Source organism: Priestia aryabhattai B8W22 (genome assembly GCF_000956595.1).
Lineage (GTDB): Bacteria > Bacillota > Bacilli > Bacillales > Bacillaceae_H > Priestia > Priestia aryabhattai.
This window is the reverse complement of record NZ_JYOO01000016.1, coordinates 83611-104336: the sequence shown is the minus strand read 5'-3', so window position 1 is coordinate 104336 and position 20726 is coordinate 83611. Positions and strand designations below refer to the sequence as shown.

At 38.9% G+C, this 20726-nt stretch carries 26 protein-coding genes; 19 read left to right on the top strand and 7 right to left on the bottom strand.

Annotated features, from left to right (window positions below; translation table 11 throughout):
* The first annotated feature begins 36 nt into the window (after positions 1-36).
* Positions 37-966, top strand: coding sequence for a ribonuclease Z (gene rnz, locus N178_RS14245; protein WP_045292977.1), 930 nt, complete (start codon positions 37-39; stop codon positions 964-966).
* A gap of 27 nt (positions 967-993) precedes the next feature.
* Here rnz and namA read toward each other — a convergent pair whose 3' ends face one another.
* The gene (gene namA / locus N178_RS14240) at positions 994-2010 is read right to left on the bottom strand and encodes an NADPH dehydrogenase NamA (protein WP_045292975.1); all 1017 of its coding nucleotides are present in this window, start codon (positions 2008-2010) and stop codon (positions 994-996) included.
* 137 nt (positions 2011-2147) lie between these two features.
* Positions 2148-2996, bottom strand: a complete 849-nt coding sequence (gene proI, locus N178_RS14235; RefSeq protein WP_045292973.1) for a pyrroline-5-carboxylate reductase ProI — start codon at positions 2994-2996, stop codon at positions 2148-2150.
* A 268-nt stretch (positions 2997-3264) separates the two neighbouring features.
* Here proI and N178_RS14230 point away from each other — a divergent pair, with 268 nt between their 5' ends.
* Both N178_RS14230 and N178_RS14225 read left to right on the top strand, forming a co-directional pair.
* Entirely contained in the window at positions 3265-4221 is a 957-nt protein-coding gene (locus N178_RS14230) for an MBL fold metallo-hydrolase (protein ID WP_028411561.1), read from the top strand.
* A gap of 23 nt (positions 4222-4244) precedes the next feature.
* Complete coding sequence (locus tag N178_RS14225; protein ID WP_045292971.1) at positions 4245-5039, top strand: SDR family NAD(P)-dependent oxidoreductase; 795 nt, start codon at positions 4245-4247, stop codon at positions 5037-5039.
* A gap of 60 nt (positions 5040-5099) precedes the next feature.
* On the opposite strand, the gene N178_RS14220 is transcribed toward N178_RS14225, so the two are convergent.
* Positions 5100-5315, bottom strand: a complete 216-nt coding sequence (locus N178_RS14220) for a CDGSH iron-sulfur domain-containing protein (RefSeq protein WP_013059094.1) — start codon at positions 5313-5315, stop codon at positions 5100-5102.
* A 130-nt stretch (positions 5316-5445) separates the two neighbouring features.
* Here N178_RS14220 and N178_RS14215 point away from each other — a divergent pair, with 130 nt between their 5' ends.
* Positions 5446-5784 (top strand): iron-sulfur cluster biosynthesis family protein, encoded by a 339-nt coding sequence (locus N178_RS14215; RefSeq protein ID WP_045292968.1) that lies wholly within the window; start codon positions 5446-5448, stop codon positions 5782-5784.
* Here N178_RS14215 and N178_RS14210 read toward each other — a convergent pair.
* Both N178_RS14210 and N178_RS14205 read right to left on the bottom strand, forming a co-directional pair.
* A complete protein-coding gene (locus N178_RS14210; protein ID WP_045292967.1) occupies positions 5781-6692 on the bottom strand; it encodes an alpha/beta hydrolase in 912 nt (303 codons plus the stop codon). The genes N178_RS14215 and N178_RS14210 overlap by 4 nt on opposite strands.
* A 68-nt stretch (positions 6693-6760) precedes the next feature.
* On the bottom strand, positions 6761-7657 hold the full coding sequence (locus N178_RS14205; protein WP_045292965.1) for a hydroxymethylglutaryl-CoA lyase: 897 nt from the start codon (positions 7655-7657) through the stop codon (positions 6761-6763).
* Between the two features lie 177 nt (positions 7658-7834).
* Between N178_RS14205 and N178_RS14200 the strand changes: the two genes are divergently transcribed.
* The 4 genes from N178_RS14200 (at position 7835) to N178_RS14185 (ending at position 10952) form a co-directional block, all read left to right on the top strand.
* A complete protein-coding gene (locus N178_RS14200; protein WP_028411556.1) occupies positions 7835-9022 on the top strand; it encodes an acetyl-CoA C-acetyltransferase in 1188 nt (395 codons plus the stop codon).
* A gap of 238 nt (positions 9023-9260) precedes the next feature.
* On the top strand, positions 9261-9950 hold the full coding sequence (locus N178_RS14195) for a CoA transferase subunit A (protein WP_013059089.1): 690 nt from the start codon (positions 9261-9263) through the stop codon (positions 9948-9950).
* A gap of 20 nt (positions 9951-9970) precedes the next feature.
* A complete protein-coding gene (locus N178_RS14190; protein ID WP_045292964.1) occupies positions 9971-10639 on the top strand; it encodes a 3-oxoacid CoA-transferase subunit B in 669 nt (222 codons plus the stop codon).
* Positions 10640-10703: 64 nt separating this feature from the next.
* The gene (locus tag N178_RS14185; protein WP_033579729.1) at positions 10704-10952 is read left to right on the top strand and encodes a YqkE family protein; all 249 of its coding nucleotides are present in this window, start codon (positions 10704-10706) and stop codon (positions 10950-10952) included.
* 27 nt (positions 10953-10979) lie between these two features.
* On the opposite strand, the gene N178_RS14180 is transcribed toward N178_RS14185, so the two are convergent.
* Together N178_RS14180 and mciZ are read right to left on the bottom strand one after the other, a co-directional pair.
* A complete protein-coding gene (locus N178_RS14180; protein ID WP_045292963.1) occupies positions 10980-11897 on the bottom strand; it encodes an aldo/keto reductase in 918 nt (305 codons plus the stop codon).
* A gap of 93 nt (positions 11898-11990) precedes the next feature.
* Positions 11991-12158 carry a Z-ring formation inhibitor MciZ gene (gene mciZ / locus N178_RS14175; RefSeq protein WP_033579730.1) on the bottom strand — a complete coding sequence of 56 codons (168 nt, stop codon included), beginning with the start codon at positions 12156-12158 and terminating at the stop codon, positions 11991-11993.
* 71 nt (positions 12159-12229) lie between these two features.
* On the opposite strand from mciZ, the gene N178_RS14170 reads away from it, so the two are divergent.
* The 11 genes from N178_RS14170 to sigF all read left to right on the top strand — a co-directional run bounded on the left by N178_RS14170 (position 12230) and on the right by sigF (position 20698).
* Positions 12230-12781, top strand: coding sequence for an NUDIX hydrolase (locus N178_RS14170; RefSeq protein ID WP_045292961.1), 552 nt, complete (start codon positions 12230-12232; stop codon positions 12779-12781).
* A 206-nt stretch (positions 12782-12987) separates the two neighbouring features.
* Complete coding sequence (gene spoIIM, locus N178_RS14165; protein WP_025750451.1) at positions 12988-13632, top strand: stage II sporulation protein M; 645 nt, start codon at positions 12988-12990, stop codon at positions 13630-13632.
* A gap of 112 nt (positions 13633-13744) precedes the next feature.
* Complete coding sequence (fur, locus tag N178_RS14160; protein ID WP_013059082.1) at positions 13745-14197, top strand: ferric iron uptake transcriptional regulator; 453 nt, start codon at positions 13745-13747, stop codon at positions 14195-14197.
* Positions 14198-14392: 195 nt separating this feature from the next.
* Positions 14393-14620, top strand: a complete 228-nt coding sequence (locus N178_RS14155; RefSeq protein WP_013059081.1) for a YqzK family protein — start codon at positions 14393-14395, stop codon at positions 14618-14620.
* A gap of 6 nt (positions 14621-14626) precedes the next feature.
* A complete protein-coding gene (xerD, locus tag N178_RS14150; protein ID WP_028411550.1) occupies positions 14627-15520 on the top strand; it encodes a site-specific tyrosine recombinase XerD in 894 nt (297 codons plus the stop codon).
* A gap of 196 nt (positions 15521-15716) precedes the next feature.
* Positions 15717-16898 carry a phosphopentomutase gene (deoB, locus tag N178_RS14145; RefSeq protein ID WP_045292958.1) on the top strand — a complete coding sequence of 394 codons (1182 nt, stop codon included), beginning with the start codon at positions 15717-15719 and terminating at the stop codon, positions 16896-16898.
* Between the two features lie 16 nt (positions 16899-16914).
* Complete coding sequence (locus N178_RS14140; protein ID WP_045292956.1) at positions 16915-17745, top strand: purine-nucleoside phosphorylase; 831 nt, start codon at positions 16915-16917, stop codon at positions 17743-17745.
* Between the two features lie 116 nt (positions 17746-17861).
* On the top strand, positions 17862-19028 hold the full coding sequence (locus tag N178_RS14135) for a D-alanyl-D-alanine carboxypeptidase family protein (protein ID WP_045292954.1): 1167 nt from the start codon (positions 17862-17864) through the stop codon (positions 19026-19028).
* Positions 19029-19130: 102 nt separating this feature from the next.
* Positions 19131-19481 (top strand): anti-sigma F factor antagonist, encoded by a 351-nt coding sequence (gene spoIIAA / locus N178_RS14130; protein ID WP_013084936.1) that lies wholly within the window; start codon positions 19131-19133, stop codon positions 19479-19481.
* A complete protein-coding gene (gene spoIIAB / locus N178_RS14125; protein ID WP_013084935.1) occupies positions 19481-19924 on the top strand; it encodes an anti-sigma F factor in 444 nt (147 codons plus the stop codon). The genes spoIIAA and spoIIAB overlap by 1 nt, the downstream gene beginning before the upstream one ends.
* A 12-nt stretch (positions 19925-19936) precedes the next feature.
* Entirely contained in the window at positions 19937-20698 is a 762-nt protein-coding gene (gene sigF / locus N178_RS14120; protein ID WP_013059074.1) for an RNA polymerase sporulation sigma factor SigF, read from the top strand.
* Positions 20699-20726: the final 28 nt, after the last annotated feature.

Here is a 20726-nt window from a genome sequence, read left to right as displayed (position 1 = left end):
ACAGGCTTTTTGTACGTGTGAAGGAGGAAGTAGAAAATGGAATTGTTATTTTTAGGAACGGGTGCAGGAGTACCGGCAAAACAGCGGAATGTTTCATCTCTTGCGCTCGAACTTTTGCAGGAAAGAGGGGCGGTGTGGCTTTTTGATTGCGGAGAAGCAACACAGCATCAAATTTTATATACAGCCGTTAAACCGAGACGAATTGAGAAAATTTTTATTACGCATCTTCACGGTGATCATATTTACGGATTACCTGGACTTCTTGGAAGCCGCTCGTTTCAAGGCGGAGAATCACTGCTTACTGTATACGGGCCAAAAGGAATTAAAGAATTTATTGAAGTCACGCTGGCTGTAAGTCAAACTCATCTGCAATATCCTCTAGAGATTGTTGAAATAGAAGAAGAAAGTGAAAGTGGAACGATTTTTGAAGATGAAACTTTTTCAGTGGAGTTTGGCAAACTTGAACATGGCATTTTATCTTATGGATATCGCGTTGTCGAAAAAGATTTGCCAGGATCATTGGACGTTCAGCGTTTAAAAGAGATGAGTATTCCCCCAGGGCCTCATTATCAGCAGTTAAAAGAAGGGAAAGAAGTAGTATTAAAAGATGGGCGTCTTATTAATGGACAAGAGTTTGTAGGAGAGCCTAAAAAAGGGAAGGTCATCACGGTTTTAGGAGATACAAGAAGGTGTATGCAAAGTGTTCAGCTTGCTATGCATGCGAATGTGTTAATCCATGAAGCTACTTTTGCAGCGGGAGATGAAGAGCTGGCTTACAACTATTTTCATTCTACTGCAAAAGAAGCCGCTGAAATTGCTAAAACAGCATCGGCCGAGCGTCTTATTTTATCTCATATCAGTTCGCGTTACCAAGGCGATGCAGTCAGCCGGTTAGCAGAAGGAGCAAAAGAAATTTTTCCGAATACCGATATAGCAGAAGACTTAAAAAGGTTTACGATTTCATAAAAAAGACGAGGGTACCCTCGTCTTTTTTTACCATCCGCGTTCGTACTGAACGGGTGCTGAAAGTGTTTCATTTAGTTCTTTTGCCGCTGTGCGCGGGAAGTAAGGATCGCGGAGAAGTTCACGCGCAACAAAAATTAAATCCGCGCGTTCGCTTTGCAGAATCTCTTCTGCTTGTCGTCCGGTTGTAATTAATCCAACTGCGCCTGTATCAATATTTGCCTGCTGCTTAATTTTATCTGCAAACGGCACTTGATAGCCAGGATATACGTTGATTGGAGCATGTACAAGAGCACCGGAACTAACATCAATTAAGTCGACGCCTTGTTCTTTCATCCATTTTGCAAATGCAACGTGATCATCTACGGTTAATCCGCCTTCTGTATAGTCAGAAGCAGAAACACGGACAAATAAAGGACCTTCCCACTCTGTTTTCACAGCGTCAATAATTTCCTTTAAGAAACGATAGCGGTTTTCTGCGCTGCCGCCATATTCGTCGCTGCGTTTATTGCTTAGCGGTGATAGGAATTGATGTACTAAATAACCGTGTGCCGCGTGAAGCTCGATAATATCAAACCCAGCTTCTTTTGAGCGTCGAGCGCTTTCTTTAAAGGCAGAAATCGTTTCATGAATTTGTTCTGTGGTCATTTCCACAGGTTTTTTACTTTTATCATCAAAAGCAATAGCAGAAGGAGCATAAATATCGCCTTCAACAGTTGCTTTACGTCCTGCGTGTGCAAGTTGAATGGCCGTTTTTGCACCGTTTTCTTTTAGCTGTGTCACGAGCTTGGTTAATCCACTTCTTTGCTCATCATTCCAAATTCCTAGGTCTTGAGCTGAAATGCGACCTTGTGGGACGACAGCTGAGGCTTCAACCATAATGAGACCTACTTGTCCAACCGCGCGAGTTGTGTAGTGAACCATATGAAAGTCGGTTACTACTCCGTCTTCTTTTTCGCATGAATACATGCACATTGGCGACATTACAATTCGGTTTTTTAATGTTACGTCTTTTACTGTATAAGGTGAAAATAGTTTTGTTGTCATTTGGTTTAACCTCCAATTATTTCGATACTCTAAACAAAAGTTATTATATCACCGCATTGAATTTTCTTTCACATAATCTGCTTATCCATTTTTGATTATAAAAAAACCTCTTTCTTTTTTTAGAAAGAGGTGAACCTTTACGAGCGTTTACTCGAGATTTTTTCGTCAATCGTATCTCCTAAATATTTAGAGCGAATGGTAGCTTGTTCAATACACTGTATCATCGCTTCTTGGAAGTTATGAGAAATAAGCTGTTCGATTCCTGCTTCTGTTGTACCGCCAGGACTCATCACTTCTTTTCGAAGTACGGCTGGCGTTTTAGGTGACTGTTTCAGCATTTCGGCAGCACCGATAAGCGTTTGAAGAATTAGTTCATTCGACACTGACGTATCCAAGCCTTGTTTTTCAGCTGCTTTTTCCATTGCTTCTACTAGATAATAGATATACGCTGGGCCGCTTCCCGATAGTCCTGTTACAGCGTGAAGCTGCTCTTCCTCTACAGTTGTAACCGTCCCAATCGTTTCAAATAAAGCAGTAGTAACGTTCATATGCTCCACTGTAGCAAATTTGCCGGGTGCAATGGCTGTAGCCGATAATCCAATAGAAGCAGATGTATTTGGCATAGCTCTTACAACCGCTACTTCTTGGTCAAACAAGTTTACAATTGTGGCAGTCGATACACCCGCTAAAACAGAGAGAACGAGGTGATGGGGACGAATATAGGACTTAATCGTATCGATGCTTTCCGCTACGTCTTTTGGTTTAATAGCAAGCACGACGATATCGCTTTTTTCGATTAACAAGGCATGATTACGCGTAATGTTAATTCCATAGGCGTTTCGAAGTTCGTGAAGTCTTTTGTCGTTGCTATGATTTGTTACGGTGATTTGATTGGGGCGAAGCTTTTTAGCTGACAGCAGCCCTGAGATCATGGCTTCAGCCATTGATCCAGCTCCAATAAAGGCGATATTTAGATCCGTTTTCATTAAAATTTCCTCCAGTCATTTGCTATCCAATGAAAACAGATACTGAGATTTCAGTATCTGTTAAAGGTTTATGTTTGTGTATCTCTTCTTTATAAAATGCATAGTTATCTAAAGATATGAATAAAACTTCACTATATTTCTGTCATTATGCAATGAAAAAGAGAGGGATGTCAATGTAATTTTCAGAAAATGAACGCATTTGTATAAATAAGGGGAAAAATCGTGTAAACTTAAAAGAAAATGCGATGGTAAAGGAGCAAAAATACAGATGAATGAGCAATTGTATAAAATTGTGCTGCCTACTCCTTTTGCGGTAGGAGATGTGAATGTTTTTGTTATAAAAGGTCAGACCGTTACGCTAATCGATGCTGGTATTAAAACGGAGGCAGCGTGGTCTGTATTTAAAGAAAAGCTTAATGAAATAGGATTAAAACCAGATGATATTAAGCAAGTTGTCCTAACTCACCACCACCCTGATCACGTAGGAATGCTTGATTTTTTTGATAAAGATATCGCCATCGTCGGTCATGCGAAAAATCAGCCTTGGATCTCCCAGAATCCGGATTTCTTTGAGTGGTACGATGCGTTTTTTGAAGATCACTTTATGAAAGCAGGCGTAGATGAAAGATTTCGCCCCTATTTAAAACGTTTAAAAGCATCAATGAAGTATTCATGTCACCGTTCTCTTACAACTTCTGTGCAGGAAGGAGATTACATTCCGGGCCTAGAGAGTTGGAAAGTGCTTGAAGTGCCCGGTCATGCTCAAAGCCATATTGCATTATACAATGAAAAAACAGCGGTTATGATTGGAGGAGATTTGCTGTTAAAGCATATTTCATCTAATCCGCTTATTGAACCTCCTATGAAACCAAGCGGCGAGCGGCCTAAAACGCTTCTTCAATATAATCATTCGTTAAGACGTCTGCTTGACTTAGAGATAAGCTGTATCTATACAGGTCATGGAGATGAAGTGTTACATGTCCGTGAACTTGTACAAGAGAGGTTACAAAAGCAAAGCGATCGAGCCGATAAAGTACTTAGCATGATAAAAGAACGCCCTCAAACAGCATTTGATATTTGCAAACAGCTATTTCCTACTATTTATGAAAAAGAACTAGGGCTAACTCTTTCTGAAACAATTGGTCAGCTCGATTTTTTAGAAGATGCAAATAAAATCAGTACACATGAAAAGGAAAGTACGCTTATTTATTCTGTGTGCTCTTAACTTATAAAAAAGGTGTGTTATATTTGAAATCCTCGTTAAAGAACCAACATGTCGTGATTACAGGCGCTTCGGGAGGTCTTGGAGAACATTTAGCTTATGAAGTGGCCAAAAGAGGGGGCGTCCCCGTTTTACTTGCACGTACAGAAGAAAAGCTGCAGCGAGTAGCTGAGCAAATTAGTCAACAGTATGGGATTGCCTCTTACATATATAAAGCTGACGTAGCAAACGTAGAGGAAGTCAAAAGAGTTGTTCAGAAAATGATAAGTGAAATGAAGCGTGTTGATGTGCTGATTAATAATGCAGGCTTTGGTGTATTTGAAGAAGTGAAAGAAGCATCGATTACGACAATTACCTCAATGTTTCAAGTCAATGTTATTGGATTAATTGCATGTACACAAGAAATTTTAGCTTATATGCTAAAAGAAAACAAAGGACATATTATTAACATTGCTTCTCAAGCAGGAAAACTTGCAACGTCTAAATCCAGTGGCTATTCAGCTTCTAAACATGCCGTGCTAGGGTTTACTAACAGCCTGCGAATGGAATTAGCGAAAACAGATATCTATGTAACCGCAGTGAATCCAGGTCCTATTCAAACCAACTTCTTTTCAATAGCAGATCAATCAGGAAACTATGAAAAAAGTGTAGAAAAGTTTATGTTAACACCTCAATACGTAGCTGAAAAAACGGTCAATATTATTGGGAAACCAAAGCGAGAAGTCAACTTGCCTAAGTGGATGAATATAGGTTCGAAGATGTATCAGCTTGCCCCGGGGCTCGTAGAAAAATTGGCAGGGGATGCGTTTAATAGAAAATAACCTGTGTTTTAACCACAGGTTATCAATGGTTTCGTTCAGTAAGGCTGTATTTCTATAAATCTACTGCTCGTCTAAAATTTTTGCAGCGCGCACACAAGAGTCGAATTTTCCTTTATGATTTCCGTCGCAAAAGGGCATCTTTTGCGACTGGCCACATCGGCAGAGTGAAAACGTCGGCTTTGTCTCAAATTTGTTCCCGTCTGCATCAATTAATTCAACGTCTCCAGTGACACGGAAAGAGCCGTTATCCATTACTTTAATTTGTACTTTTGACATAGAAAAACCTCCTTTTTGTACACATCTATATGAAGCGCCAGAGTTTAATGAAAGCGAGATGTGTATTATACTCATTATATAAGCAATTTTCGTTTGTTTATACAATTAGTTTAAAAGGAGTTAAAGGAAAATGAATATTACCTTTACAGATAAAGCGATAGCAAAAATACAAGAAAAGTACGGGAAAGATTCTTCACTATATTTAAAATTAAAATACGATACGGACGGATGCGGCTGTGTTGTGAGCGGTGTAACAACGCTATGGATTGTTGATGAAAAAGAAAGCGATGATGTAACCATCGAGACGAATTTTGTTCCTGTTCTTGTCGAAAAAACAAAGCAAGTATTTTTAGATGATAATATGACGGTTGACTACAATGAAAGTGCATATGCGTTTATGCTAAAATGTCCTTCTCAAATTTTAAATCCGCGCATGTCATTTATCGATAAAACAAAAGAAGCGCTTTAATGCGCTTCTTTTTGTATTTTTTCTAAAAATGATTCAATAACTTGTTCATATTCTCTTGGATTATCAGCATACGAGCGGGCATGAGTGCCTACAGGTGCCAAATACAGCCGTTTTGCACCCATTTTTTTGGCATGCAGCTGCTCCGTCATTTTAGGAAGAATATAGTCATCTTCTTTACTATGGATAAACAGAACAGGATGTTTAATTTGATCTACGACTGAAATGGGGGATACGTCTTTAAATGAATAGCCTTCTCGCCATTTTAAAATAATATTGGCTGCTGGCATCACAAGCTGTTTGGGCAGGTGGAAATCTTGTTTTAAGCGATAGGCAAGAAGTTCTTCCAAGTCTGAAAAAGGGCAGTCGACAATATAAAAATCAGCTCCGTCTTCCATTCCAGCATATAAAAGAGTGGTCGCAGCTCCCATAGATTCCCCGTGAATCCCAAGGGAAATAGTTGAACCTAATTGTTCTTTTACCCAGTGAACAACAGATTGAAGGTCCAGCTTTTCATAATAGCCGTAGCTCGTTGTTTTTCCTTCAGACTTGCCGTGACGGCGATGATCATAAAGAACGACGTTCCATCCAAGCTTCAGAAAAAGCCGAGCATATTTCATAGAGTTCAGTGAATGAACTGTAACTCCATGCGAAAGAATCATAAATCGGTTGTGATCGTGTTGTTTAATAACGGTCCCAGCTATGTTATAGCCGAGAGAAGAAGGAAGCACAAATGCTTCTTTAGGAAGAGCGTTATAGACGTTTTCATCATAAAAGCCATCTTCCGTATCGCGGTCAATAATGACTTTGTCGGTCTTTTTACGGATGTACATCATTTGATTTGTAAAAAAGATGCCAAGAGCGGCAAATGCTCCGAGAACGCTTCCTATTAATAATAGCCATTTTTTCATGATTAGCGGCTCCTTTTGTTAATATAGCTAGTATTTATTATAGCATCGCTCTCATAAAAACCTAATTTTTAACGCTGTGCAAACAAAGAGTATTGCTTGCTTTCAATCGGTCTTGAAATGTAAGGAGCGATAAAATCGACCGCTTCGAGCAGCTTTTCTTCATTAATAGAAGTGGAGATACCCATTTCATGAAGCATAAAGACAAGATCTTCGGTAGCTACGTTTCCCGTTGCTCCCTTAGCAAAGGGACATCCTCCTAACCCGCCAGCAGATGAATCGAACCTGTTAATACCGGCTTGCAGAGCTGCGTAGATATTTGCAATAGCCAATCCTCTCGTATCGTGAAAGTGCGCAGCAAGTAGCGTGTGGGGAAAACTTTGTTTTAATTTCGAGAAAAGTGAAAATACATCTTTAGGATTTGCCATGCCGATTGTATCGGCAACGCTTAGCTCATCCACTCCAGCTTCCACAAAGCTTTCGCAAAGGCTCAGCACGTCACGTTCATTTGTTTTTCCTTCATACGGGCAATAAAAAGCAGTGGAAACGCAGGTGCGAATAAAACATTCTTGCTGCTTAAGCTGCTGAATGAGAGTAAGCAGCGTTTGTACAGCTTCTTCGGTGTTTTTGTTAATGTTTTTTTGATTAAAGGTATCGCTTACGCCAATAAAAAGCGCAACCGAGCGGCAATCAGCTTGCAGTGCCTTTTCCAAGCCTTTTTGATTCGGCACCAGTACAATGTTTCGGCATGTATCAGTCTGAAATATAGGTGCAATAGTAGAAGCATCTTTCATTTGAGGGACCCATTTTGGAGAAACAAAGGATGTAATTTCGATTTCGGATAGTCCCGCTTCTTTTAATTTTTTGATAAAATTAATTTTTTTATCAGTTGGAACAAAATTTTTTTCATTTTGAAGTCCATCTCGTGGACCAACTTCTATAATTGTTACTTTTTTAGGAAATCCCATAAACCGCTCTCCTCCCACAATGTAAACGCTTACTAATATTTATTTTAATTCTAAAAAATTAAAATTCAATAAAAATTATAAATTTTTACAAAAAAAGAGGAATTTCGCAAGCGATGTCGAAATTAATACAAGTGACAGTTAATCACAGTAATCAAACAGTAAGGAGAGGTTTTCGACATGGGTCAAACAGAAGTAGTCATTGTAAGCGCTGTACGTACAGCAATCGGCAGCTTTGGGGGAAGCTTACAAAATGTATCCGCAACAACTTTAGGTGGTACTGTAATCAAAGAAGCTTTAAACAAAGCAGGGGTATCAGCAAACGAAGTAGACGAAGTTATTATGGGAAATGTCTTACAAGCAGGTTTAGGACAAAATCCAGCACGACAAGCAACTTTAGCAGCAGGTTTACCTGAAACTGTTTCAGCATTAACCATCAATAAAGTATGCGGATCAGGACTAAAAGCAGTACATCTCGCTACACAGGCGATTCTTGCTGGGGATGCTGATGTGATTGTTGCTGGTGGAATGGAAAACATGAGCCAAGCACCATACCTATTAAAAAATGCACGCAACGGGTTTAAAATGGGCGATCAAAAAGTAGTCGACAGCATGATCCAAGATGGATTATGGTGTGCATTTAACGACTACCATATGGGCGTTACAGCTGAAAATCTGTGTGATAAATATGAAATTACTCGCGACGAACAAGATGCATTTGCAGCTTCAAGTCAGCAAAAAGCAGAAGCAGCTATTCAATCTGGTCGTTTCGCAGATGAAATTGTGCCAGTAGAAGTGCCTGGAAGAAAAGGCCAAGTAACAATTTTTGAACAAGATGAGTTCCCACGCGCAGGCACAACGGCTGAAAGTCTAGGGAAACTACGTCCAGCCTTCAAAAAAGACGGTTCTGTAACAGCTGGTAATGCATCTGGTATCAATGACGGTGCAGCTGCAGTAGTGGTAATGAGCCGTAAAAAAGCAGACGAGTTAGGCCTAACACCATTAGTGTCTATTAAAGCTAATGCAACTGCCGGAGTAGACCCAAGCATTATGGGAATCGGTCCTGTAAGCGCAGTGAAAAAGGCGCTGGAAAGAGCTGCTGTTTCATTAGAAGATGTTCAATTAGTAGAAGCAAACGAAGCATTCGCTGCACAGTCAATCGCTGTGGATCGTGAACTTCAATTTAACCATGATATTTTAAATGTAAACGGTGGAGCAATTGCGCTTGGACATCCTATTGGTGCAAGTGGTACACGTGTCCTAGTTTCACTTATTCATGAAATGCAAAAACGCGACGCAAAACTTGGGTTAGCAACGTTATGTATTGGCGGAGGCCAAGGCGTTGCAACAATCGTTGAACGTCCTTAATTTTTGATATAGTTTTTATAAACATTAAAGCTATATCACAACGCCACAGATTCCAAACATACTGCTTTGGAACTCGTGGCGTTTTTGTTTTCCTTTGAATTTTGTCTACTAATATAACTTTTTTGACAAAAAAATGATTAAATTATAATTTTTAGTTATATATATATTTAAAAAGAAATAAAAATCTTTTATAATAGATTAGAAAGCGTTTTCAAAAATAACGAAGGGGTGGTTATGTATGAAACAAGTACATACGTCGTTTAAAGAAGCGGTGAAAGATATTCACGACGGTGCTACGATTATGGTCGGTGGTTTTGGTTTATGTGGAATTCCGGAGAATTTGATTTTAGCGTTAGTTGAAACAGGGGTAAAAGATTTAACCGTAATTTCAAATAACTGCGGCGTAGACGACTGGGGACTTGGACTGCTTCTGAAAAACAAACAAATTAAAAAGATGATTGGCTCTTACGTGGGAGAAAATAAAGAGTTTGAAAGACAAGTATTGTCAGGAGAAATTGAAGTAGAATTGCTACCTCAAGGCACGCTAGCTGAAAAGATTCGGGCCGGCGGAGCGGGCATACCTGCATTTTATACACCAGCAGGAGTGGGAACACCCATTGCTGAAGGAAAAGAAGTTCGCGTGTTTGATGGGAAAGAATATTTGCTAGAAGAGGCGTTAAAAGCTGATTTTAGTTTGGTTAGAGCGTGGAAAGCCGATCATATGGGGAATTTAGTGTATAACAAGACAGCGCGCAATTTCAGCCCAATGATTGCAGCAGCAGGAAAAGTGACGATAGCAGAAGTGGAGGAACTTCATCCAACAGGTTCACTTGATCCAAATATTATCCACACACCTAGTGTATATGTTCAATCGTTAATTATTGGTGAACAAGAAAAACGTATTGAGCGTTTAACCGTTCAAAAATAACAAAAGGGGAGAGATTTTTCATGATTGAAAACGGCGTGAACGTGAGAGAGCGAATTGCAAAACGTGCTGAAAAAGAAATTTTGGACGGATTTTATGTAAACCTTGGAATTGGTATTCCAACGCTTGTGGCTAATCATATCTCAGATAATAAAACGGTGGTGCTTCAGTCTGAAAATGGTCTATTAGGCATTGGACCATATCCGAAAGAAGGAGAAGTAGATCCTGATTTAATTAATGCAGGTAAAGAAACCGTAACGGCGACAAAAGGGGCTTCTTACTTCGACAGTGCTGAATCGTTTGGCATGATTCGCGGAGGGCATATTAATATTGCGATTTTAGGAGGCATGGAAGTCTCAAAAACTGGTGACTTAGCTAACTGGATGATTCCTGGGAAAATGATTAAAGGAATGGGCGGTGCAATGGATTTAGTTCATGGAGCGCAGCGCATCATTGTCATTATGGAACATGTGACAAGAAAAGACCAACCTAAAATCTTAAATGAGTGCACTCTCCCTCTGACAGGAAAAGGGGTAGTAGATCGTATTATTACAGATCGAGCGGTCATTGATATTACGGCAGAAGGCCTAAAACTTGTGGAAGTAGCGAAAGGTTATACGGTAGAAGATATTCAACAGTCTACAGAGCCAACTTTAATCGTTGATGAACATGTAAAACTAGATGCATTTTGATTTTTGGTAACAAAAGCAAGAATATGATACAATATCTCTCAATTAAAGTAGCGGGGGAATTGTGATGGCTAAAAAAAAGCAAAAACAATCAGCACAAAAACAAAACGATCAGCTCAGTATCAAAGATCAGCTAAATGATAGCTTATTAAAACAGCTTCAAGCTAAAAAACAGGCGCTTTCTTTAAAAGAAGAAGAGCAGAAAGAAACAGAGCGTAAAGAAGCTGCTCGAATTCGAAAAGAAAAAGAAAAAAATAAATCGTTTGAAGAACTGTTAAATGAAAGTGATATGAACTGGTCCGAGTTTAAAAAATAAAAGCGCCGATAAAGGCGCTTTTATTTTTTAACGATGAGCTTCATATTGATTTGCTTTAAAGATCGATTGCAGCTTGTTAACTTCAGTAGGCTGTAGCGGGGAGGTCTCGACAGCCTTTACGTTTTCACGAAGCTGTGAAGAAGAGCTTGCTCCTGCTACAACTGAGGCTACCGCAGGATTAGCTAAACAGTATTGAAGTGCAGTTGAATTCAGAGAGTGATTTGGTCGTACGTGACGAAATGCTTCTATCGTTTTTGCTAATTCAGTACCGCTATAGTCTAAGTATCCCTTATTTTCGAATGCAGCTAGCTTTTGCTCTCCTTTTTCGGTTAGCAGCCCTTTGGCTACTGGACCTCTGGCTACAACGCTAATGCCGTTATCGTGTAAAAGGGGAAGAGCACTTTCTTCAGGACGTCTGTCCAATAAGCTGTATTGCATCATGACACTGACAATAGAAGAGTTTTGCACATACTCTCGAATCACATTCGGGCGGATAGATGAAATACCATAGTAGCGAATGACGCCTTCTTGTTTTAATTCTTCAAATGCTTCAATCGTTTCTTCAATATTGTCTTCAACCGTCCCTCCGTGCAGTTGATATAAATCGATGTAATCCGTTTGAAGCCGGCGCAGGCTTTCTTTTACTTCATCTTTTATGTAAGCTTTAGACGGATCCCATGTCCAGCTGTCTTTTGCATCGTTCCAGCGATTTCCTACTTTTGTGGCTAAAACAATATCATGTCTGCGGTTTTTTAGAGCTTGTCCCACAAACTCCTCGTTTAAGCCAAAGTCATATAAATCTGCTGTATCAAAATAATTAACTCCATATTCCAGAGCTTCATCAACCATATTGACAGCGTGTTTCTGTTCTGTTCCAAGAGACATGCATCCTAAACCTAATGTACTGACGAGCAAATCTGAAGTACCTAAGCGTCTTTTTTCCATATATGTCACTCCTTATTTTTTACTTGTTTCTATCTATTGTAGCGCTATGATAGAGGGAAACTCAAATAAGAAGATTAAAAAACTGCAGCACAATTAGTGTCTGCAGTCTGCTTGTTGTTTGTAAGAATTAAAATTTTGAGAGATAGCGTTCGTCCACTCATCAACATACTGAAATTGTTCGCCGTATTCTTTTAACTTTTGCTTGATTTCCCATGCTTTACCGACCAAAATGATTTGCTTCTCGTGAACATAAACTTTCATTTTTTCTACCTCCCAAGATTCGTATGATAGAATATATGTAAGAGTCAAAAAAATAGAACGAGGTGTAGAAAATGGATCATTTAACAGAAAAAATGCTGTCTTCTGAAAAGCTGTTTGGAGGCAGAGTAATTGATTTGTACTTAGAAGAAGTAGAGCTTCCAAACGGAAAAACGAGTACAAGAGAAGTAGTTAAGCATCCTGGAGCCGTAGCTGTCATTGCGTTAACAAACGATCATAAAATGATTATGGTCAAACAGTATCGCAGGCCGATGGATCGTATTTTGGTCGAAATTCCAGCCGGCAAGCTAGAAAAAGGAGAAGAGCCGATTGTGACGGCAAAGCGTGAGTTAGAAGAAGAAACAGGCTATACCACGGATTCGCTTAGCCATATTATTTCTTTTTATACATCACCCGGTTTTGCAGATGAGTTGGTTCACCTTTATTTAGCGGAAGATTTAAAAGTGATGACCACCAAAGCGGAATTAGACGAAGATGAATTTGTTGAAGTAATGGAAGTTACCGTAGATGAGGCGCTTACTCTTATTCAAAACAAAGAAATTTATGATGCAAAAACAGCCTATGCTGTGCAGTACTTACAGTTAAAAAGCGGATTAGGAGAGTAAGAGAGTTTTTTCTTTTACATACGAACGGCAATCTAGCAACTTAAAAGAAAATCCGAACGATGAATAGAGATTCTTGATGGAGAATCAAATTCGTTCGGATTTTTTTAAGGTGATGGTGAACGTAGATTTGATAGATTCAAAAGATTCTTGGCATAGTTTTTGTACTCTATCATACACTCTATTAAGCGATTAATAGGAGGAAGACGATGAGAAAAAAACAATTGCCGTTATCGTATGCAAGACATTTTCAAGAAAACAGTTCTATTTATTTGTTTGTAACCGTGCTGTTTTTAATGGGAATCATTTTTGGGGCTATTGTTGTAAATAGTTTGACGCTTGATCAAAAAGAAGACCTGTATTTCTATTTAAACCGGTTTTTCGGACAGGTGAAGAGTGGAGAAGTAGCGAGCAGCGTTGAAATGTTTCAGCAAAGTTTTTTTCACAATGTTAAATACTTGGGGCTCATTTGGATATTAGGAATTGCTATTATTGGTTTGCCCGTAGTGTTAATTCTGCTGTTTTTAAAAGGAATGGTGATTGGTTTTACCGTAGGCTTTTTAGTCAATCAAATGGGACTCTCAGGGTTTGCGCTATCTTTTGTATCTGTTATGCCGCAAAATATCTTTCTCATACCGGCATTTCTGATCTTGTCTGCGGCTTCAGTTGCCTTTTCTTTGAAGCTCGTGCGGCAGCAGTTTTTTAAAAAAGCAGCGGAGCCTATTTCCGCATCCTTTTTACGCTATAGCGGCACGATGATTGCAATGATATGTTTGGTTGCCTGTGCAGCTACAGTTGAAGCTTACGTATCACCTACTTTAATGAAAAGTGTAATGGCTCTATTAAATAAGTAAGAATAAGTATTAAGTAAAAAGAATTCTTTTTTCTTATTAATAATAACTTTATTTTGACACCCTCGACACATCTGATATAATGGATTAGTGAATGGCGAGGGAGGGAATAATTATGGAAAGTCGAATTGAGCGAATTAAGCAGCAGTTGCACTCAGCTAGCTATAAATTGACACCTCAACGTGAGGCGACTGTAAGAGTACTTCTTGAACATGAAGAGGATCATTTAAGTGCCGAAGATGTATATCTCCTCGTCAAGGAAAAGTCTCCGGAAATTGGATTGGCAACTGTTTATCGTACGTTAGAATTGTTAACTGAACTTAAAATTGTTGATAAAATAAACTTTGGCGATGGCGTTTCTCGCTACGATTTAAGACAAGAAGGAGCCGCACACTTTCATCATCACCTTGTGTGTATGGAATGTGGATCTGTGGACGAAATTCAAGAAGATTTGCTTGAAGACGTTGAAGAAATTGTGGAAAAGCAATGGAATTTTAAAATTAAAGATCACCGCTTGACGTTTCATGGCATTTGCCATCGCTGTCAGGATAAAGAAGACAAGCAGTAAAAGCCTTTTCCCTAATGGAGAAGGTTTTTTGTTGTACATAAATAGAAAAAATAACGAGGTTACAAGCTACATGGTTTTATAGAAAGGAAGGAAATGACCAGGAGAGAACTCAGCGGATAAAGGCAAGAAACATGTATAAAACCTGTCCCAGTGGGCATATCTTCTAATAGAATCAAAAATTGGAGGAATTGTTTCATGAAATCATGGGCTGAAATGGTATATAATACATGTAAAGTATTTATCTTATTTACCGGGTTTACTCTTTTGTTTTATTTTGGAATGATATGGGTATCTCAAGAGTATCAAAATTATAAACGTTATGATGAGCCGTCGGGTTCAGCGGTTAAAGTCATGCAAGCAAGTGTGAACAAAGATCAGACGTGGCTGGAGCGTTTATTTATGTTTTATCAAAACGGGGAGTAGAGGCTATTGAATGATCAAATTCAAGATTTTATTCATTATTTAGTAGTAGAGCGGGGACTGGCGAAAAATACGATTGATTCGTATGAACGAGATTTAAAAAAGTATGCTCAATATTTAGAGCATGTAGAGCAGCTGAAATCATTTAATGAAGTAACAAGACTCCACATCGTTAATTTTCTGAAATATTTAAGTGATCAGCAAAAGTCATCTAAAACGATTGCGAGACATGTGGCTTCAACTAGATCTTTTCATCAATTTTTACTAAGAGAAAAAGCAGCGGATACAGATCCATCCGTTCATATTGATACTCCGCAGCTTGAGCGCAAGCTGCCAAAAGTGCTAAATGCAGAGGAAGTAGAGGCGCTGTTAAATGTGTTTGATACTTCGACACCTTTTGGCATACGAGACAAAGCGATGCTTGAGTTGCTTTATGCTACTGGAATTCGTGTGTCTGAACTCGTTAACTTAAATATTGATGATGCACATTTGACGATGGGATTTATTCGCTGTATCGGAAAAGGGAATAAAGAAAGAATTGTCCCCATCGGAAGGTTGGCAACGGAGGCGATTGAAGAGTACTTACAGCATGGCCGGAGTATTTTAACAAAGCAAAAGGAACAGGACAAAGCACTCTTTGTTAATCATCACGGAAGGCGTTTAACAAGGCAGGGATTTTGGAAAATATTAAAAAAGTTAGCTTCTGAAGCAAAAATTGAAAAAGAATTAACTCCACATACTTTACGGCATTCGTTTGCTACTCATTTGTTAGAGAACGGCGCGGACTTGAGAGCCGTTCAAGAAATGCTTGGGCATGCGGATATTTCGACCACTCAAATTTATACACATGTTACAAAAGCACGTTTAAAAGATGTATACAATCAGTTTCATCCGCGAGCGTAGGAAGATTCCAATGTCCAGTGAGTTTATAGACATTGGTTTTTTGTTTGAGAACACTTTCATTCATGTGTACAAAAAAATAAAAAGCGTCTATACTAATAGAGAGGTCAGACTTCTGACCAATAAGAGAAGATGGTTAAATTATTTCCAAACGGGAATTTTATAGAGAATAAATAAATTGATATTTGGAGGGAATAAAATGGCGCATACATATAAACGCGTATTTTTAATTGTCATGGATTCAGTAGGTATCGGTGAATCACCGGATGCTGAAAAATACAATGATAAAGGTGCCGATACGTTTGGTCATATTGCAGAGCACTGCAACGGTCTTCATATGCCTAATATGGCTAAGCTTGGTCTAAGCAATATCCGTGAAATTAAAGGAATTGATAAAGCTGAAAAACCGCTCGCTTACTATACAAAAATGCAGGAAGCTTCTGCAGGAAAAGATACAATGACAGGTCATTGGGAAATTATGGGCCTTCATATTGATACGCCTTTTAATGTGTTTCCGGACGGATTTCCAGAAGAGCTGATTTCACAACTAGAAGAAAAAACAGGTCGAAAAATTATTGGGAACAAACCAGCATCTGGTACAGAAATTTTAGATGAGCTAGGAAAACAACATATGGAAACAGGTGACTTAATCGTCTATACATCAGCGGATTCTGTTTTACAAATTGCTGCTCATGAAGAAATTGTTCCAATTGATGAATTGTACAAAATTTGTGAGATTGCTCGTGAATTAACGCTAGATGATCCATATATGATTGGACGTGTTATCGCTCGCCCGTTTTTAGGTGAACCAGGTAACTTCACACGTACATCCAATCGTCATGACTATGCATTAAAGCCTTTTGGACGTACAGTAATGAATGAATTAAAAGACAATGACATCGATGTTATTGCTATCGGTAAAATTTCTGATATTTACGACGGAGAAGGAGTCACAAAATCTCTTCGTACCAAATCGAATATGGACGGCATGGATAAGCTAGTTGATACATTAAACATGGACTTCACAGGCTTAAGCTTCTTAAATTTAGTTGATTTTGATGCTCTCTATGGCCATCGCCGCGATCCACAAGGATATGGGCAAGCGCTTGAAGAATATGATGTACGCTTGGAAGAAGTATTTGATTTATTAAAAGAAGATGATTTATTGATTATTACAGCGGATCATGGAAATGACCCTGTTCATCATGGGACAGACCATACGCGTGAATACGTGCCGCTTCTTGTGTACAATAAAGGCATGCAAGAAGGAAAAGAACTTTCTATTCGTCAAACGTTTGCGGATATTGGCGCAACAGTAGCAGAAAATTTTGGCGTAACAATGCCTAAGCATGGAAAAAGTTTTTTAAAAGAGCTGGATTAAGCAGGGGGAATGGAGTATGAAAAAAGAATATATTGAAAAAGCAGCAGAATATATTAAAAATCAATCAGCTGTTACACCAACAATTGGCCTTATTTTGGGTTCTGGACTAGGGGTATTAGCTGACGAAATTGAAGGCGCGGTAAAAATTCCGTATAACGAAATTCCTGAGTTCCCGGTTTCAACAGTTGAAGGTCACGCTGGTCAATTAGTAATTGGTACCATTCATGACGTACCGGTTGTAGCTATGCAAGGACGTTTTCACTTTTATGAAGGGTACGCCCTTGATAAAGTAACATTTCCAGTGCGTGTAATGAAAGAAATTGGTGTAGAAACGTTGGTTGTAACGAATGCAGCAGGCGGAGTGAACGAATCCTTTAATCCAGGAGATTTAATGATTATTTCTGATCATATTAATAACTTTGGAACGAACCCTTTGATTGGACCTAATGACTCTGATTTTGGAGTAAGGTTCCCGGATATGTCAACTGCTTACTGCAAGGACCTTCGTCAATTAGCGAAGAAAGTAGGAGCTGATTTAAATATCGCCTTACAAGAAGGTGTATATGTAGGAAACACAGGTCCAACATATGAAACGCCTGCTGAAGTACGCATGCTTCGCATTATCGGGGGAGACGCGGTCGGTATGTCTACAGTACCAGAAGTTATTGTGGCACGCCATGCGGGTATGAAAGTGCTGGGTATTTCTTGTATTTCTAATATGGCAGCTGGTATTTTAGATCAGCCGTTAAATCATGAAGAAGTGATTGAAACGACTGAAAAAGTAAAACAGCAGTTTTTATCGCTTGTAAAAGAAGTAGTAAAGCAGCTTCCAGCTTATCAAAAATAAGAAGAAAATATGACTTCAAGCATCGAGAATTTCTCGATGCTTTTTTTATTTCGTTTAGTATAAATCGATTATACCTTGGAAAAAATAGGTTGTATAAAGAATGGAGGTTTGTGGAGATGAAGCGAACTATTGTAAAGTTACTCGTTGTCATATTTTTATTTCCACTTATGACGCAACCTGTTTTAGCCGCAGAAAAAAAGAGTTCTGAGCTTGCTGACAGTGCTAGGTCAGCTATTTTAATTGAACGGGATACAGGAAAAATTCTATACGAAAAAAATAGTAATCAAGAACTTCCCCCTGCTAGTATGACTAAAATTATGACAATGATTTTAATTATGGAGGCTTTGGATAAAGGGAAAATTACCTTAAAAGATAAAGTGCGAGCAAGTGAATATGCCGCTTCAATGGGAGGGTCACAAATCTTTTTAGAGCCCGGAGAAGAAATGACGGTAAATGATTTGCTAAAAGGGATTGCGATAGGTTCTGGTAACGATGCTTCTATGGCAATGGCTGAATATTTAGCTGGATCAGAAGAAAAATTTGTAGCAAAGATGAACCAAAAAGCGAAAGAGCTTGGTTTGACTCACACAAAATTTCAAAATCCGACAGGCCTGCCCGTAGAAAATCACTATAGTACAGCTCATGATATGGCCATGATGGGCAGAGAGCTGCTAAAGTATGAAAAAATTATTAACTATACGAGTAAATACGAAGCTTATTTACGCACGGATACAGATAAGAAGTTTTGGTTAGTAAATACAAATCGCTTAGTGAAGTTTTATCCCGGCGTTGATGGACTCAAAACGGGATTTACCGGTCAAGCCAAGTATTGCCTGACAGCTACCGCTAAGAAAGGAAATATGCGTGTGTTAGCGGTTGTATTCGGTGCAAGCACGCCAAAAGACCGCAATAATCAAGTAACCAAAATGTTAGACTACGCATTCAGTCAATATACAACGAAGCCTTTATACAAAAAAGGAGACGTTATTGCCAAGATAGATGTAAATAAGGGTAGCGAAGATCAGGTAACAGCCGTTACGTCCGAGCCTATTTCTGTTTTATTGAAAAAAGGAAATGCAGCCAAAGACGTTAAAACAGAAGTGAAAATGAACGAGAAGCTAAATGCGCCTATTCAAAAAGGCGACAAAATTGGAACGTTGACCATTAAGAAGGATAACAAAGTAGTTAGTTCTTCACCGCTTCTTGCAAAAGAAGATATCGATGCTGCTTCTTGGTGGAAGATATTCAAACGTACATTCTCTATTTTCTCTCAAACATCGTAAACAGCTAAATGTGACGAAATAGAACTAGTTTTGTCGGTGAGAAGGATTCTATTCTGTCGGCAGCGAAAGACTGACTATAAGATTTCCGAGGAGGTTTGTATAGTGAGTCTTTCGATTGAATTGGAATTCAAACAAGATGTCTTGTTGGTTCGATTAACAGGAGAATTAGATCATCATACGGCAGAAGAGCTAAGAAGCAAAATCACTGAAGCGATAGAGAAGGAATCTATCAGCCATTTGATTTTAAATTTACAGCATTTAACCTTTATGGACAGCTCTGGCTTAGGGGTTATTTTAGGGAGATACAAACAGGTTCATAATAATGGCGGGGAAATGGTTGTATGCGCTATTTCTCCTGCCGTAGAACGTCTGTTTAATATGTCAGGCTTATTTAAAATTATTCGTTTTGAACCTAATGAAGAAAACGCGCTTCAAAAATTGGGGGTGGCATAATGAAAAATCAAATGAACCTCCAATTTTCCGCGCTTAGTCAAAATGAATCGTTTGCCCGCGTCACGGTAGCATCATTTATTACGCAGTTAGATCCAACAATGGATGAGTTAACAGAAATTAAAACAGTCGTATCTGAAGCAGTAACAAATGCTATTATTCACGGCTACGAAAGCAATCCGGATGGTGTGGTATATATTTCTGTGACGCTTCATGAAGACGGTGTAGTCGAGCTGATGATTCGTGATGAAGGAATTGGTATCGATAACGTGGATGAAGCCAAGCAGCCTTTATACACAACGAAGCCAGATCTAGAGCGTTCTGGAATGGGTTTCACCATAATGGAAAACTTTATGGACGAAATTCGAGTGGAGTCTACTGTATTAGAAGGTACGACCTTATATTTAAAAAAGCACTTAACAAATAGTAAAGCGCTATGTAATTAAGGAGACTTGCCAATGGATGTGGAGGTCAAAAAAAATAAAAACGAACCGTATTTAAAGGATCATGAAGTTAAAGACCTCATCAAGCGCAGTCAGCAAGGTGATCAAATTGCACGAGATACAATCGTCCAAAAAAATATGCGGCTCGTTTGGTCGGTTGTTCAACGTTTTATTAACCGTGGTTATGAGCCCGATGATTTATTTCAAATTGGATGTATAGGGCTATTAAAGTCCGTTGATAAATTTGATCTATCGTATGATGTTAAATTTTCAACATATGCTGTTCCAATGATTATTGGTGAAATTCAGCGATTTATTCGTGATGATGGTACGGTAAAGGTTAGCCGTTCTCTCAAAGAAATGAGCAATAAAATACGTAAAGCAAAAGACGAGCTTTCCAAATTACTTGGACGCGTCCCTACAGTCGCTGAGGTTGCAGAACATTTGGATCTCACTCCTGAAGAAGTAGTACTAGCTCAAGAAGCTAATCGTGCTCCTTCGTCTATTCACGAGACCGTCTATGAAAATGACGGAGATCCAATTACCCTTCTTGACCAAATTGCTGATCATACGGAAGCGAAGTGGTTTGATAAAATTGCCTTAAAAGAAGCAATTGAAGAACTTGATGAGCGTGAAAAGCTCATTGTCTATTTGAGGTATTACAAAGACCAAACTCAGTCCGAAGTGGCCGCAAGGCTGGGAATTTCTCAGGTTCAGGTATCGAGGCTTGAGAAGAAAATTTTAAAACAAATGAAGCTGCATATGAATGACACATAATGCTTAAGAAGCAATCCGTTTTGCTATT

Coding starts and splice junctions, on each gene's coding strand:
- spoIIAB (WP_013084935.1), top strand. CDS start 19,481: ATGAAAAATCAAATGAACCTCCAATTTTCCGCGCTTAGTCAAAATGAA.
- N178_RS14170 (WP_045292961.1), top strand. CDS start 12,230: ATGGATCATTTAACAGAAAAAATGCTGTCTTCTGAAAAGCTGTTTGGA.
- N178_RS14190 (WP_045292964.1), top strand. CDS start 9,971: ATGATTGAAAACGGCGTGAACGTGAGAGAGCGAATTGCAAAACGTGCT.
- N178_RS14135 (WP_045292954.1), top strand. CDS start 17,862: ATGAAGCGAACTATTGTAAAGTTACTCGTTGTCATATTTTTATTTCCA.
- sigF (WP_013059074.1), top strand. CDS start 19,937: ATGGATGTGGAGGTCAAAAAAAATAAAAACGAACCGTATTTAAAGGAT.
- proI (WP_045292973.1), bottom strand. CDS start 2,996: ATGAAAACGGATCTAAATATCGCCTTTATTGGAGCTGGATCAATGGCT.
- N178_RS14230 (WP_028411561.1), top strand. CDS start 3,265: ATGAATGAGCAATTGTATAAAATTGTGCTGCCTACTCCTTTTGCGGTA.
- N178_RS14155 (WP_013059081.1), top strand. CDS start 14,393: ATGAAATCATGGGCTGAAATGGTATATAATACATGTAAAGTATTTATC.
- fur (WP_013059082.1), top strand. CDS start 13,745: ATGGAAAGTCGAATTGAGCGAATTAAGCAGCAGTTGCACTCAGCTAGC.
- rnz (WP_045292977.1), top strand. CDS start 37: ATGGAATTGTTATTTTTAGGAACGGGTGCAGGAGTACCGGCAAAACAG.
- N178_RS14185 (WP_033579729.1), top strand. CDS start 10,704: ATGGCTAAAAAAAAGCAAAAACAATCAGCACAAAAACAAAACGATCAG.
- N178_RS14195 (WP_013059089.1), top strand. CDS start 9,261: ATGAAACAAGTACATACGTCGTTTAAAGAAGCGGTGAAAGATATTCAC.
- namA (WP_045292975.1), bottom strand. CDS start 2,010: ATGACAACAAAACTATTTTCACCTTATACAGTAAAAGACGTAACATTA.
- N178_RS14200 (WP_028411556.1), top strand. CDS start 7,835: ATGGGTCAAACAGAAGTAGTCATTGTAAGCGCTGTACGTACAGCAATC.
- N178_RS14215 (WP_045292968.1), top strand. CDS start 5,446: ATGAATATTACCTTTACAGATAAAGCGATAGCAAAAATACAAGAAAAG.
- mciZ (WP_033579730.1), bottom strand. CDS start 12,158: ATGAAAGTTTATGTTCACGAGAAGCAAATCATTTTGGTCGGTAAAGCA.
- N178_RS14210 (WP_045292967.1), bottom strand. CDS start 6,692: ATGAAAAAATGGCTATTATTAATAGGAAGCGTTCTCGGAGCATTTGCC.
- N178_RS14140 (WP_045292956.1), top strand. CDS start 16,915: ATGAAAAAAGAATATATTGAAAAAGCAGCAGAATATATTAAAAATCAA.
- N178_RS14220 (WP_013059094.1), bottom strand. CDS start 5,315: ATGTCAAAAGTACAAATTAAAGTAATGGATAACGGCTCTTTCCGTGTC.
- N178_RS14205 (WP_045292965.1), bottom strand. CDS start 7,657: ATGGGATTTCCTAAAAAAGTAACAATTATAGAAGTTGGTCCACGAGAT.
- spoIIM (WP_025750451.1), top strand. CDS start 12,988: ATGAGAAAAAAACAATTGCCGTTATCGTATGCAAGACATTTTCAAGAA.
- N178_RS14180 (WP_045292963.1), bottom strand. CDS start 11,897: ATGGAAAAAAGACGCTTAGGTACTTCAGATTTGCTCGTCAGTACATTA.
- deoB (WP_045292958.1), top strand. CDS start 15,717: ATGGCGCATACATATAAACGCGTATTTTTAATTGTCATGGATTCAGTA.